This window comes from Mixta mediterraneensis (genome assembly GCF_014946725.1).
Taxonomy (GTDB): Bacteria; Pseudomonadota; Gammaproteobacteria; order Enterobacterales; family Enterobacteriaceae; genus Pantoea; species Pantoea mediterraneensis.
In genome coordinates, this window is the sequence record NZ_JACFXY010000001.1 from 476,165 (window position 1) to 490,029 (window position 13,865).

Sequence of the window (13,865 nt, forward strand, 5' to 3'; positions counted from 1 at the left end):
GATATGACGGCTTCTTGATATTTGCGGCGCCATTATGCGTCAGATTTGTGACACTTTTATGAAAAACATAGCCCGTTAAACAAGGCTTTAATAGCCATTTATGACAATAACGCGGCATTTTTTCTTTTTGGTCACCGTCGCGCATTTATCGAAAATTTTTTGTGCAGCCGTCAGCGGACACCTGCATCTTTAAACATGATGGGTATAATCGCCGGGCGATTTGTTACGGCAGGGAGTTTTATGCGCATCATTCATACTGCGGACTGGCATCTGGGGCAGTTCTTTTATAGTAAAAGCCGGGCAGCTGAACATCAGGCTTTCCTTGACTGGCTGCTGGTAAATATTGAGCAGCACCAGGTCGATGCGCTGATTGTGGCGGGTGATCTGTTTGATACCGGGACACCGCCGAGCTATGCCCGTGAAATGTTTAATCGCTTTGTGGTGGCGCTGCAACCCAGTGGCTGCCAACTGGTTGTGCTGGCTGGCAACCACGATTCGGTTGCTACGCTGAATGAATCACGCGAACTACTCGCCTGCCTGAATACCCGTGTGATCGCAACGCCGCAGGGCAACGACGATGTGCTGGTGCTAAATACGCGACGCGGCGAGCCGGGCGCGCTGCTATGCGCTATCCCTTATCTGCGTCCGCGCGACATCATGCGCAGTCGGGCCGGTCAGTCGGGCCGTGAGAAATAAATCAGCCTGTTAGAAGCCATTTCGGAACATTATCAACGTCGCTTTAGCGCCGCACAGGCACATGCGCTGTCATTACCCATTATCGCAACAGGCCATCTCACCACCGTGGGCGTGAGTAAAAGCGAGTCGGTACGTGATATTTATATCGGCACCTTAGATGCCTTCCCCGCCTCCGCTTTTCCCGCCGCCGATTATATCGCATTAGGCCACATTCATCGTGCTCAGCGCGTTGCCAATAGCGATCACATTCGCTATAGCGGTTCGCCGATCCCATTGAGTTTTGATGAGCTGGGCACGGAAAAAAGCGTATTTCTGCTCGATTTTTCACCTAACGGTTTGCAGAGCATTACGCCGCTGGCGGTTCCGCAGTTTCAACCCATGCAAATGCTCAAAGGCTCGCTGGCGCAGATCGAACAACAGCTGGCGGATTTCCAGACATATCAGGATGAGAAACCGGTGTGGCTGGATATTGAAGTCACGACGCAAGAATATCTCAGCGATTTGCAACGGCGGATTGAAACGTTGACGGACGGATTGCCGGTAGAAGTACTGTTACTGCGCCGCAGCCGCGCGCTGCGTCAGCACAGCCTTGCCCGGCTTGATAACGAAACGCTGAGCGAGCTGAAAGTAGAAGATGTTTTTGCCCGCCGCTTAGCGCTGGACAGTGAAATGGATGAGCAACAGATCCAGCAATTAAATACGCTGTTTCGCCGCACGCTGGCGGAGATGGAGGAGCAATCATGAAGATCCTCACGCTGCGTTTTAAAAATCTTAACGCGCTAAAAGGCGAATGGTTTATCGATTTCCGGACCGAACCATTTGCCAGCAATGGTTTATTCGCCATTACCGGCGCGACCGGCGCGGGTAAAACGACGTTGCTGGATGCCATTTGCCTGGCGCTATATCACCAGACGCCGCGTCTTGGCGCCATTTCACAAACCCAGAACGCCCTGATGACGCGTGACTGTGCCGAATGTCTGGCAGAAGTCGAATTTGAAATCAAAGGTGAAGCCTGGCGCGCTTTCTGGAGTCAGAACCGCGCTCGCGGCACGGCGGATGGCAAATTACAGGCGCCCCGCGTTGAGCTGGCCCGCTGTGCCGATGATCAGATTGTTGCTGATAAAGTCGGCGATAAATTAAAGCTGACTGAAACCCTCTCCGGCCTCGATTTTGCCCGCTTCACCCGTTCCATGATGTTGTCGCAAGGCCAGTTTGCCGCCTTTCTGAATGCTAAAGCGGGTGAACGCGCTGAGCTACTGGAAGAGCTGACCGGTACTGAAATTTACGGCCTGATTTCAATAGCCATTTTTGAACGCCATAAAGAGGCGAAACGCACGCTGGATTTATTACGCAGCCGGGCGGGTGGTATGGCACTGCTTGATACCGACACGCGCGCAGCACTGCAACAGCAGCTCGCTACGCTAAGCGAAGCCGAAAAAACCTTAAGCACTCAATACACCAATGCGCACAAACAGCAGCAATGGCAGCAACAGGCACAGCAATATCGCGCTGATGTGCAGCACAGCAGTGACGCTTTACAGGCCGCAGAACAGGCGTGGCAGGCTGCCGAAGCCGATCGGCAACGTCTGGCACGCAGTGAACCGGCGGAGAAACTGCGCGCCAGGCTACAACAGCGTGATGATTTACAGACCGGGCAGCGCGAGATCATTGCAGCACAGCAGCAGCTTACGCAGCAGCATCAGGACGCCGTAAACCATCAACAGCGTGAACAACTGGCTTACACCGAGGCACAACAGGCACGGGAACAGACACTGCAACAGCAGCAGCGTCAGGAAATTTTGCTGACAGAACAGGTGATGCCGCTTGATCAGCAGATCGCTACCCTGCAACAGCAGCAACAGCAGCAGCAATGTGACCAGCAACAGCAACAGCAGGTGTGCGAGCAGGCGCAACAGGCGTTTGTCTACGAAAGCACCCACCAGGCGACGTTACAAAAAGAGATTGCCGCCCAGCAAACCTTACGTGAACAACTGGCCGATGTCGCACAATGGGGCGCCTCTCTGCCACTGTGGCAGGAGCGATTTGCCCAACTGACGCAGCGTGAAAATCTGCTTGCCGAACTTGCCCGACAATCTCAACAGCAGCAGCAACAATTCACGCAACAACAGCAACAGTTCAGCCAGCAGGCGCAGCAGGCAATGCCACTGCAACAGGCAGAACAGCAGGCCCAGCAAGCGGCAACAGAAGCGGAGCAAGCACTAACTTCGCTACAGCAACGTTATCCACCAGAAACGCTTCATCAGTCGCTGACGCAATTGCAAACCAGCCGTGACGCCCGGCAAAAATTGACGCTGCTGGCCTCGCAATGGCAGTCACTGCAACAACAGCTTAGCCAGCGTCAGCAGCGCCTTGCCGCACTGGAGAAAACCCATCAGCAAGACGAAACCGAATTGCAAAAGCTGCGCGATCTCTGGAAACGCGAGTATCAGCAGGAGAAAGACGTCGAAAAAATTTGCGCGCTGGAGCAGCATATCGCCGATCTCGCCGATCACCGGGCGCGGCTGGAAGCCGATCAACCCTGCCCGCTGTGCGGCTCCTGTACCCATCCGGCGGTTGAGGCTTATACCCGACTGGAAGTCAGCGAAAATCAGCAGCGGCTGGCAGCACTTAAGGTTCAGGTTGAGGCATTAAAAGAAGCGGGCACCGCCAAAAAAGAGCAGATAAAACAGTCTGCGCTTCAGCAACAGACGCTACGCGAGGAGATTGCCGATTTAACGCGCCAGACAGAAACACTGCATCAGCAGTGGCAGGCGCTTAGCCGTGAGCTGGCACTTACCTTCTCCCCTGGCGATCAGGCCGCGCTGGCAAGCTGGCAGCAGCAGCAATCCGCACAGGAAGCCGCGCTGCATCAACAGATCCAGGCGCAGGATGCCGCTGAGCGTTCGCGCCAGGCGGCGAAAGAGCACCATATTCAACAGCTACAGGCTTTACAGCAGCATCAGCAGGCACAGCAGTTGGCCCAGCAAGCCTTAAAGAATCAGCAGCAGGCACTGGAAGCGCTACAACAGCGACAGCAGCAGGAACAGGCCAGCTGGCAGCAACGCAATGATGACTTACAGCAGCAGCTGGCAAACGTCGCGTTATCGCTACCGGCCGCAGAAGAAAGATCGCGCTGGTTAGCGACGCAACAGCAACGTTGGCAGCGCTGGCAAGAAAGTGAGCAATCACTCGCTAAGCTGCAACCTCAACTGACGCGCGCTGAAAGCCAGGTTACCGCGCTGCAACAACGGCTTACTATCGAACAACAACGCCTCAGTGCGCAGCAGCAGCAACTGACCCAGCTTACCGCGCAGATTACCGAACGGCTTCAGCAGCGTGAAGCGCTGTTTGGTAACCAGCAGGTAGCAAGTGCGCGTCAGCAAATGCAGGCCGCGCTGCAACAGAAGGAGTCTCAGCTAACGCAAAGTTTAAGCCGCTGGCAACAGACGCAAACACAGGTCAGCAGCCTGAACGGGCAGTTAGCCGTCATCGAGACCCAGCTGAAAACGCTGGCAAACCGACTGGCCGATGCGGAACAGGCATTTAGCCGCGCCTTAGCCGCAGCCGAATTTAAGGATGAAGCCAGCTTGCGCGCCGCTTTGCTGGATGAACAAACGGCGCAGCAATTACGTAGTCAGCTGCAACAGCTGGAGCAGCAGCGGCAACAACAGCGGGCGCGGTTGACGGAAGTGCAACAACGCTTCACTGCACATCAGCAGGCGCAACCGGAAAATATGCCGGAATCTGCTGACGCCTTGCGCGAACAGCTGGAACGTTTGCGCCTGGCGTTGCGTGAAAACGCCAGCCAGCAAGGCCAGGCACAGCAGCAGTTACACAGCGATGCGGCTCTGCGCGCCCAGCAAGCGGCATTAATGCAGCAGATCGAGCAGGATGACGCGACGCTGGCACAATGGAGTTTACTCAATGATTTGATCGGCTCCGCCAGCGGCGATAAGTTCCGCCGGTTCGCCCAGGGCTTAACGCTGGATCATCTGGTGGCGCTGGCCAATCGCCAGTTGGATCGCTTACACGGGCGCTATCTGCTACAACGCCGCGCACTGGATGTGCTGGAGCTGGACGTCGTTGATACCTGGCAAGCCGATGCCGCTCGCGATACGCGCACGCTGTCTGGCGGCGAAAGCTTTCTGGTCAGCCTGGCGCTGGCGCTGGCATTGTCCGATCTGGTCAGCCACAAGACGCGCATCGAATCTTTGTTTCTTGATGAAGGCTTCGGTACGCTGGACGCTGAAACGCTGGATACGGCACTGGATGCGCTGGATGCGCTCAATGCCAGCGGCAAAACCATCGGGGTGATCAGTCACGTCGAGGCGATGAAAGAACGCATCCCGGTGCAGATTAAAGTGCAGAAAATGAACGGGCTGGGCTACAGCAAACTTGAATTGCCCAGCCCGTGAGGAGAGAACAATGACAAGATGGATAAGGTTCAGCACCCTTGCCATACTGCTGACGGGGTGTAGCCATGCGCCGTCAAACGTGGCGGACAGAGAAACGAAGGCTTATTTGCATCACGTGCAAAGTGCAATTACGCATAATTTTGGCGATACCCGCCACTATGCCGGGAAACGCTGTTTAGTCACGGCGCAACGTCGCGCTGATGGCCGTTACAGTGTGCTGCGCACCGAGGGCGATGAAGCGCTGTGTCTGAAAGCATGGCAAAGCGTGAGCGGCGCGCGCAATCTGCCGCTGCCACCGAAAAATGCCCCGGAACAGCTAATGATTGCCTTTCCACCGGCTAATTAACGCCTTCAAAGGGATTGATCAGCAAACGCGTCAGCGCAGTCAAGCGTTATGCCATTTCGGTTTTCACCTGCGATGCGGCCCACGCGCTAAGCCGGGCGCAACGCGGGAACCACAAGACAGGGACGGACACTCGCGCTTTATCGCTGATATGCGCGGCTTGTTCGGCATTATGGCTGCCGTTTTCACCGCTATCGCCGCGCGAGGCCGTATATTGCGGAAGACTAAACCGGCGTGTTCGCCAGAGCGGGGATTAAAAAGCGGCCGGTAGTAAAAATGTGACGGCCTGACAGCCAGGCCGCCGGATGCGTTTACGCTTGCAGCGGCCATAGCCAGGCCGCGCCCCGCACGCCGCTGGAATCGCCATGAACAGCTTTCAGTACCGGTGTCTCGCACTCACCGCCAAACACCCATTTTTTCATCAGGGTCGGTACCGTTTGATACAGACGGTCAACGTTGCTCATGCCGCCGCCTAACACTATTACGTCGGGATCAAGCAGATTAACCACCTGCGCCAGCGATTTCGCCAAACGCATCTCATAGCGGCTCATCGCCAGCTCCGCAACGGGATCCTGCTGCTCCAGCAAGGTAATGATCTCCGCGCCTTTACGCGCTACGCCGCTCAAACGCTGATAGTCGGTGGCAAAACCCGTCCCTGATACAAACGTCTCGATACAGCCCTGCAGCCCGCAATAACACGGCACTTCTTCACGATAACGCAGCTCATCGGCATCCATCCAGGGCAATGGATTATGCCCCCATTCACCCGCGTTGCCGTTGCCGCCGATACGCGACTCTCCATTGATTGCGACGCCAGCACCCGACCCTGTGCCAATAATTACCGCGAAAACCAGCGGCTTCCCTGCGCCCGCGCCATCCACGGCTTCGGAAACGGCCAGACAATTCGCGTCGTTAGCAATGCGCACCTCACGCTTCAGCGCCTGGGCTAAATCTTTATCCAGCGGCTGCCCATTAAGCCAGGTTGAATTGGCGTTTTTCACCCGCTGGCTGTACGGCGAAATCGTGCCGGGGATCCCCACGCCCACGCTGCCAGTTTGAGCCGTTTTTTCTTCTGCCATCAAGACTAAATCGACAATCGCCTGCACCGTCGCTTGATAATCGTCGCGCGGGGTATTCACACGATGGCGAAACAGTTCCTGGCCTTCATTTGATAACGCAATCACTTCAACCTTGGTTCCACCCAGATCAATACCAATACGCACGGGTTATTCCTCATTATTCGCTCAGGTGAGAGATACAGTAAAAGGCGCTTACCGGAAAGGCAATGAAACCTGACCGGTGTTTCGCTATCATGCGCGCTGACTCTGTTAGACTTGTGCGCCCGATCGCGCCACGGTAAGGAATCCTGATGTTGTGGTTTAAAAATATGATGGTTTATCGTCTGAATCGTGACATTCCGTTGTCCGCAGACGAGATGGAAAAACAGCTCGACGCCTTCACCTTTTCGCCGTGTGGCAGTCAGGATATGAGCAAAACCGGTTGGGTGCCGCCGATGGGCAACCGTAGCGATGCGCTCATCCATGTAAATAACGGTCAGATGATTATCTGTGCCCGTAAAGAAGAAAAAATTCTGCCTTCGCCGGTGGTGAAACAGGCGCTGGAAGCGAAAATCAACAAGCTGGAAGCGGAACAGAGCCGCAAGCTGAAAAAGACCGAGAAAGATTCGCTGAAAGATGAGGTGCTGCACAGTTTGTTACCACGCGCCTTTAGCCGTTTCAGTCAGACTTATATGTGGATCGATACCGTTAACAACCTGATCATGGTTGATTGCGCCAGCGCGAAGAAAGCGGAAGATACCCTGGCGCTGCTGCGTAAAAGCCTCGGATCGCTGCCTGTGGTGCCGCTGACGCTGGAAAACCCTATTGAACTGACGTTGACGGAATGGGTGCGTTCAGGCGATGTGCCTGCTGGTTTTGCCCTGCTGGATGAAGCCGAACTGAAAGCCGTTCTGGAAGATGGCGGCGTCATTCGTTGTAAAAAGCAGGATCTGGTGTGTGATGAAATCGCTAACCATATCGAAGCCGGCAAATGGGTAACCAAACTGGCGCTCGACTGGCAGGAACGTATCCAGTTTGTGTTGGCTGACGATGGATCGGTAAAACGTCTGAAATTCAGCGATACGCTGCGCGATCAGAATGATGATATTGATCGAGAAGATTTTGCTCAGCGTTTTGACGCTGACTTTATTTTGATGACCAGCGAACTTGCTGCATTGATCGGTAATCTGGTCGAAGCCTTAGGCGGCGAAGCCCAGCGCTAGATCCAATAATGTTGTTGATAACGCGCCAGAGCCGTTAACCCGGCCAGTACGTTTGTCGGCAATCTGAAATGGCCGCGTTTATCACGCGGCCATTTTTTTAGTCTTTCAGATAGCGACAGAGATAAGAACTCGGCTCGCCCACTTGTAGATGAAACTCGCTGTGACCCGGCACATTAAACACCGAACCCGCTTCAAACCATTTCCATTCGGCCTCGCCCGGCAGCAGCACTTTCAGTGAGCCGCTGACAACGGTCATCTCTTCCGGCTGCCCGGTGCCAAACGTATATTCGCCTTCGGCCATTACGCCAACGCTGGCACGGCCTGTGCTCGCACTGTCAAAACCGATGGATTTAACTTTTCCGTCAAAATACTCACTTACGTTGAGCATAATACTTCCTCACAGCACATTTAGGTGACTGGCAGTGTAGAAGGGAACTCACTGATCTGTCACGCGAAAAAAACAGCGATGTGACAGAGTGTGATCTCGCCAGATCTCACAGGATCAGCTCCGCTACCAGTACGTTTGACAGCAATACCGGTATCGCGAGCTGCTTTTGTAAAAAATCGCGATGCTGCTGGTGATACCCAATGCAGTCTAATACCACCACTTTCGCACCCTGCGCCTGCAATGCCTGCGCCGCTTTTAGCAACGTATTTTCATCCGCCAGGTACGGGCTGGCGACAGCTTAAAGCCGTAACTCCCTGTTCGGGTGCCGCCACTGGTCTTGGCAATCTTTCTGAATCTCGATAATCCATCGGTAAGCTCGTGAGCCAGTCGCTCCATCCATTTCGTAAAGCGAAAATATCCGGAATATTGCTGGCAGATGTAGTCCATCTGAGCTGTTAGCTGGATTAAAATGCGATTCACAACGGCTTTGTTGAATAAATCGAACTTTTGCTGAGTTGAAGGATCAGATCACGCATCCTCCCGACAACACAGACCGTTCCGTGGCAAAGCAAAAGTTCAAAATCACCAACTGGCCCACCTACAACAAAGCCCTCATCAACCGTGGCTCCCTCACTTTCTGGCTGGACGATGAAGCGACTCATGCCTGGTATGAGTCGGCAACGCCTTCATCACGGGGAAGACCTCAGCGCTATTCTGACCTTGCCATCACCACCGTCCTGATGATTAAACGCCTGTTCCGGCTGACCCTGCGGGCTGCGCAGGGTTTTATTGATTCCATTTTTGCCCTGATGAACGTTCCGTTGCGCTGCCCGGATTACAGCAGTGTCAGCAAGCGGGCAAAGTCGGTTAATGTCTGTTTCAAAACACCCACCCGGGGTGAAATCGCACACCTGGTGATTGATTCCACCGGGCTGAAGGTTTTTGGTGAAGGCGAATGGAAAGTCAAAAATCACGGCAAAGAGCGCCGTCGTACCTGGCGGAAGCTGCATCTGGCCGTTGACAGCAGAACACATGAAGTCATCTGCGCGGACCTGTCTCTGAACAACGTCACGGACTCAGAAGCTTTCCCGGGTCTTATCCGGCAGACACACAGAAAAATCAGGGCAGCCGCAGCAGACGGCGCTTACGACACCCGACTCTGTCACGATGAACTGCGGCGCAAGAAAATCAGTGCCCTCATCCCGCCCCGAAAAGGAGCGGGTTACTGGCCCGTAGAGTACGCAGACCGTAACCGTGCAGTAGCGAATCAGCGGCTGACCGGGAGTAATGCCCGGTGGAAATGGACAACAGATTACAACCGTCGCTCGATAGCGGAGACGGCCATGTACAGGGTAAAGCAACTGTTCGGAGGTTCACTGACGCTGCGTGATTACGATGGTCAGGTAGCAGAGGCTTTGGGCATGGTGCGTGCGCTGAATAAAATAACGAAGGCTGGTATGCCAGAAAGCGTGCGTATTGCCTGAAAACCCGGTCAGCTACAGAGTCACTCGTCCTGAAGCTGATTTATTCAACAAAGCCATTCACAACAGCTAACGAAGCGGATTATACTTGTTTACCTACTCATCCCGGAGGGAGCAACTGACGTGAAGGACACATATTACAACGACACCAGGATCAATTCGTTAATCCAGAATGAACTGAATGCGTTCTTTGAGGGCTACAAAGGTATCATCTATGCCTACGCCATTATGAACAAGAAAGACCCTTCACAGATGCGGATTATCAATAATAATCCGGAGTGGTTTGATATCTACCTTAAAAGAAAATATCAGTTTATTGACCCTGTTATTATTCAGGGTTTACGCTGCGTTGAAGATTATTTTTGGGAGAATAAGATCATCTTGTCGGGTGGTTACAACCTTACGCGAATTTTCAACGAAAGTTTACAATATAATATTTATCAGGGGCAGACATTTCCTCTGCATGACTATCTGAATAATCTGGTTTTATTATCTATTATCAGTCAGAAGGAGTCTGGCATTGATATGGAACAGTATCGTTCACAATTTATGAGTTTTCTTATTAAGTTGCATCAGAAGACGCTCAATCTATATAGACAACACAATCAGAAAAAGAGCTTTTTTTTGTCACCGCGTGAGAGGCAAATCCTTAAGTGGGTCAGCGCAGGGAAAACATACGCCGAAGTTTCGGTTATTTTATCTATTGCGGAACGCACCGTGAAATTCCACATGGGCAATGTCATGAAAAAACTTGGAGTGTATAACGCCAGACATGCGGTAAAACTTGGGACAGAGCTCAGATTGCTGGACAACTGAGCCAAGGTCATGGGTTAAAGATGGCGTAAATGCTGGAGCATCTCACTAAGCCAGTCACAGGCTTTGTCTTTAATGATGATGTCTTCAACGATGGTTATGCTGGCAGGCATGAAAACATAGTAGATAACTTCCCCTTTTTCAGAAAAACCTTTCTGAATAACTTCTATTTTCCAGTTCGCATGGCGAAATATGGCATACATGCCGCGACTGACCACTGCATACATCCCCCGATATTTTTTCTTCATGCAATAAATAATCATTGCGAGGAATAAAACTTTACTGGCGGGCAAACCATGCAGACTTGCTGAGTCACGTCTTTCTTTATCTAAAAACAGGCGGCTAATTTCACAACAAGGGATATCTGTGGGGAGACTATTTATACCCTCAAAGTAATCATGAAAAATTTCGCTCATCATCGTCGGCTGGGTCGAAACTATAAATCGTGCACCACATAGCAACTGCCCGTCATGCATGCCCAGCAAGTACGTCGTGTTTTCGCTGTCAAATTGATCCTTTTCCAGGCCGTCAATACATTCGACTTTCCAGTCGAGTCGCTCCCGAAATGTTTTTCTTCTGAGCCGGTAGAGTTCGGTCGCTAATTCTGGCGGCAGTTCATCGTAATCATGCAAAAAAAACTCGATAACAGAATCCATTCACTTACTCCTAATAATCACACGTTGGAACTATTACCCCTGCCTTTTAGGGCAGCTTTTATTATATCGCACAGTCCCTATACTAAAAAAAGTACCTGACCACCAGACACTCACAATGTTTAGCGGTCAGGAGGTCAAAGACCAACAAAATACCAGGGAAAATTCACACGAGATTATCTAATATTTAAAGTCTCGGGTACAGAATGCAAGAAGCGTTTAAACGACAACCATATTAAAATACTATAATTATCAAAAAATTACAATTTATTCTTTGTTCCTTAGTAGGTTTAAGGTGTAACCTTTTTTGTTACATTCACTAAAGCAAGAATTGCCTTATCTGTTGATACAGGATTAAGAGTCTATGTGACCTTCCCGTTTTTGCAATACCGACAGGCCATACTTACCAGGATCTTATTTTGTTTTTTGCGCAGTCAGCACATAAACAGGGTGCCCCTCTCTGCCCCGCATTGATTTGGCCATCTTGATTATCCTAATCTCGGCACATGCTCTTCTGGTTGATTTCTGCACAGCACTTGCGCATACCAGACCAAAGGAATGGAAACGATAAAAGCGATCATCGCGGCAATTAACTGGTTGCGACGTCCCCACAACACCTGCTGCATATCCGCGCCATTTCCACGCAAAATAAAATCGGCTTTCAGGTCGTAGCCCATATCAGCAAAAGCCGGGAACCAGCCTGAATGCATTGCGGCAATGCTGACAATCAGCTCGTGTACGAAGGCGGCAAACGCGGCATAACAGATAAACAGTAGCAACATGCCGATGCCCATTTCGCTCCACAATCCGCCCGCCAGCGCCAGCAGCGCGGAAATCAAGACGTAGCCAACCCCACCGAGACCCAGCGCACGCTTCACTTCAGCGCCACTACGACTTACCACCAGCGCATCCTGCTGGCGGCTGCGAATGACCATTACCACCTGGATCAAGGTCACTAAGCCCGCGCCCACCATGACACCATGCGGCAGATAAAGCGCATTAATATCAATATTCGCAACCGGTTGTGCATAAGCCCGAACCAGAAAGCCGATACCGAGCATACTAAGCGCCCAGATATTGCCGATAAATGCCATACCAAAAGCAGACATGTGAATTTTTAGCATCGAGCCGACAATACCCGCCACCAGTAGCCACGCCTGCCGACCGTCGCGATCGCCAGCTTTAATCGCTTCGGCTGCCGCGCCCCCTGGCGGCCACGCATTGCTGGCTGGAAAAACGCGCGTATCAAATAAGCGATAGAGTAAATACGCATCCAGCAGCATGGCGGCGCTGACGCCACAGAATAATGGCAACACCAGCTGAGGTTCGCCTAAAACCCATGGGACCGCGATCGGCATTAATAAACTGTTTGCTGCACCAAAGGTGGCAGAAGAAATAGCGGTTTGCGCCAGATTTTGTATTTCAACAGAACGATAACGGCGAAAAGCCTGTAAAGGGATACGCGCTAATAACATGGCAAACAGCGCGCCAATAATAGACGTATTCGGTGTAACACCAATTGTGGTAATTAATTGAATGCCAATTATTGCACCTGCAATTGAAAGTAAAATTAAAACCAAAGCAACGCCGGCCTGTTTTACAGGATTTACCCTTTCCATATAATCTCCGCCAATAAATACCCAGACGAAATGAAATGGCGCTTCGCGACTCTAATGGTTCGCTTGCGTCGTTTTTTAAATTCCCCTGTTTTGTCCTAAAGAAATCGCGCTGCTAAAGGCGGCCAGCCCAAAATATTTATGAACAGCATGAAAGAAACAGGCCCGAGGGCCTGAGTTTTCCCCGGTTTGGCGAAAGTATTACGCCGATAAAATCGTTGAGACATTACGCGCCATATTTATCGGCCATCTCTGTAGCCGTTGCGCGTAAAGCGTCTAATAGTGCTGGCGGGTATCCCGGCTCCGCCTCCTGCGACAGAAACGACAGGCAGAGCGCCACCGATTCGCCATGATGTTTGTTATTAACAATGACTGACAAAGAGCTAATACCGGCTAAGGTTTCGCTTTGCGCCAGTGACCAGCCTTGCTGGCGGATCTGCGCTAATTTTTCACACAGCTCCTCGACATTCCGCGGCGAATTCGGCGCTACCCTTTCCCACTGATCTTGATAACGGGCCCTAATATCTTCATCGCTTAACAGTGACAGCAATGCCCGCCCGGTCGATGTTGCGGCAGCAGGCATGCGACTGCCCGGCGGCGTGACTAACTGCGTAAAGTGACGACCATGAAACATCCGCATCACCAAAACTTCACGTCCATCCAGCTTAGAGATGTAGCCCATGCAGCCAGTAATGGACGCCAGGCGCACCATCGCCGGTGATACGCTGTCAACCAGCGGCGCAGAAAGGTAGTGGCCTGCCACCGCCAGCAATACGCGACCAATATGAAAGCAGCGACTTTCTGGATCGCGCTCCAGCAGCCCCTGATTTTCCATGGTAGCCAGCAGGCGCGACACGGTGCTTTTCGGCAGCGTGAGCGCCTCAACCACTTCGGTAAACGTCAGCCCCGCATGTCCCTGGGTAATACCTTTACGCTGGAACAGCCTGAGCACGGCGGCTGCATTTTCAAGGGTGGTCATAGTGCCAGTTTCAATATATGGAACTCAGTTCCTGTTTGGGTAAACCGAAAGTAAAACGTGAGATGAGCTCGGTCAAGCCGGAATTTTTCACCAGCCGATTTTCATACAGTTTAATTATTCGACAAATGGCCCACGACTGGTGTTTTGTCTTACGGCAGGGTTAAAACGCAGGATGGGATGCAGGAAGAAAGGTGTTTTGC

At 52.2% G+C, this 13,865-nt stretch carries 9 protein-coding genes and 3 pseudogenes; 6 read left to right on the top strand and 6 right to left on the bottom strand.

What is annotated here, in order from left to right:
- Positions 1 to 240 precede the first annotated feature (240 nt).
- The 3 genes and pseudogenes from sbcD (at position 241) to H2P46_RS02430 (ending at position 5,457) form a co-directional block, all read left to right on the top strand.
- A pseudogene (gene sbcD, locus H2P46_RS02420) lies at positions 241 to 1,440 on the top strand (exonuclease subunit SbcD).
- Complete coding sequence (locus H2P46_RS02425; protein WP_193403629.1) at positions 1,437 to 5,111, top strand: SbcC/MukB-like Walker B domain-containing protein; 3,675 nt, start codon at positions 1,437 to 1,439, stop codon at positions 5,109 to 5,111. The pseudogene sbcD and the gene H2P46_RS02425 overlap by 4 nt, the downstream one beginning before the upstream one ends.
- A 10-nt stretch (positions 5,112 to 5,121) precedes the next feature.
- Positions 5,122 to 5,457, top strand: a complete 336-nt coding sequence (locus H2P46_RS02430; protein ID WP_193403630.1) for a cell envelope integrity TolA C-terminal domain-containing protein — start codon at positions 5,122 to 5,124, stop codon at positions 5,455 to 5,457.
- Between the two features lie 308 nt (positions 5,458 to 5,765).
- On the opposite strand, the gene mak is transcribed toward H2P46_RS02430, so the two are convergent.
- Positions 5,766 to 6,677, bottom strand: a complete 912-nt coding sequence (gene mak / locus H2P46_RS02435) for a fructokinase (RefSeq protein WP_193403631.1) — start codon at positions 6,675 to 6,677, stop codon at positions 5,766 to 5,768.
- Between the two features lie 146 nt (positions 6,678 to 6,823).
- Between mak and rdgC the strand changes: the two genes are divergently transcribed.
- Positions 6,824 to 7,735: a recombination-associated protein RdgC gene (gene rdgC, locus H2P46_RS02440; RefSeq protein WP_193403632.1), complete on the top strand. Its 912-nt coding sequence runs from the start codon at positions 6,824 to 6,826 to the stop codon at positions 7,733 to 7,735.
- A gap of 97 nt (positions 7,736 to 7,832) precedes the next feature.
- Here the strand turns inward: rdgC and ppnP are convergent, their stop codons facing one another.
- A complete protein-coding gene (ppnP, locus tag H2P46_RS02445) occupies positions 7,833 to 8,123 on the bottom strand; it encodes a pyrimidine/purine nucleoside phosphorylase (protein WP_193403633.1) in 291 nt (96 codons plus the stop codon).
- Positions 8,124 to 8,229: 106 nt separating this feature from the next.
- Positions 8,230 to 8,421 (bottom strand): annotated as a pseudogene (locus H2P46_RS02450) (AroM family protein); the annotation flags it as partial.
- Between the two features lie 217 nt (positions 8,422 to 8,638).
- Between H2P46_RS02450 and H2P46_RS02455 the strand changes: the two are divergent.
- Together H2P46_RS02455 and H2P46_RS02460 are read left to right on the top strand one after the other, a co-directional pair.
- Positions 8,639 to 9,607, top strand: a complete 969-nt coding sequence (locus H2P46_RS02455) for an IS5 family transposase (protein ID WP_193403199.1) — start codon at positions 8,639 to 8,641, stop codon at positions 9,605 to 9,607.
- Positions 9,608 to 9,727: 120 nt separating this feature from the next.
- Positions 9,728 to 10,420: a LuxR C-terminal-related transcriptional regulator gene (locus tag H2P46_RS02460; RefSeq protein ID WP_193403634.1), complete on the top strand. Its 693-nt coding sequence runs from the start codon at positions 9,728 to 9,730 to the stop codon at positions 10,418 to 10,420.
- 14 nt (positions 10,421 to 10,434) lie between these two features.
- Here H2P46_RS02460 and H2P46_RS02465 read toward each other — a convergent pair whose 3' ends face one another.
- The 3 genes and pseudogenes from H2P46_RS02465 to H2P46_RS02475 form a co-directional block, all read right to left on the bottom strand.
- Complete coding sequence (locus H2P46_RS02465; protein WP_193403635.1) at positions 10,435 to 11,073, bottom strand: acyl-homoserine-lactone synthase; 639 nt, start codon at positions 11,071 to 11,073, stop codon at positions 10,435 to 10,437.
- 536 nt (positions 11,074 to 11,609) lie between these two features.
- A pseudogene (locus tag H2P46_RS02470) lies at positions 11,610 to 12,689 on the bottom strand (OPT family oligopeptide transporter); the annotation flags it as partial.
- A gap of 223 nt (positions 12,690 to 12,912) precedes the next feature.
- A complete protein-coding gene (locus tag H2P46_RS02475) occupies positions 12,913 to 13,665 on the bottom strand; it encodes an IclR family transcriptional regulator (RefSeq protein ID WP_193403636.1) in 753 nt (250 codons plus the stop codon).
- Between the last annotated feature and the right edge of the window lie 200 nt (positions 13,666 to 13,865).

Excerpts from the sequence above, each read along its gene's own strand:
- H2P46_RS02425 (WP_193403629.1), top strand. The coding sequence starts at position 1,437 with ATGAAGATCCTCACGCTGCGTTTTAAAAATCTTAACGCGCTAAAAGGC.
- H2P46_RS02430 (WP_193403630.1), top strand. The coding sequence starts at position 5,122 with ATGACAAGATGGATAAGGTTCAGCACCCTTGCCATACTGCTGACGGGG.
- rdgC (WP_193403632.1), top strand. The coding sequence starts at position 6,824 with ATGTTGTGGTTTAAAAATATGATGGTTTATCGTCTGAATCGTGACATT.
- ppnP (WP_193403633.1), bottom strand. The coding sequence starts at position 8,123 with ATGCTCAACGTAAGTGAGTATTTTGACGGAAAAGTTAAATCCATCGGT.
- H2P46_RS02465 (WP_193403635.1), bottom strand. The coding sequence starts at position 11,073 with ATGGATTCTGTTATCGAGTTTTTTTTGCATGATTACGATGAACTGCCG.
- H2P46_RS02475 (WP_193403636.1), bottom strand. The coding sequence starts at position 13,665 with ATGACCACCCTTGAAAATGCAGCCGCCGTGCTCAGGCTGTTCCAGCGT.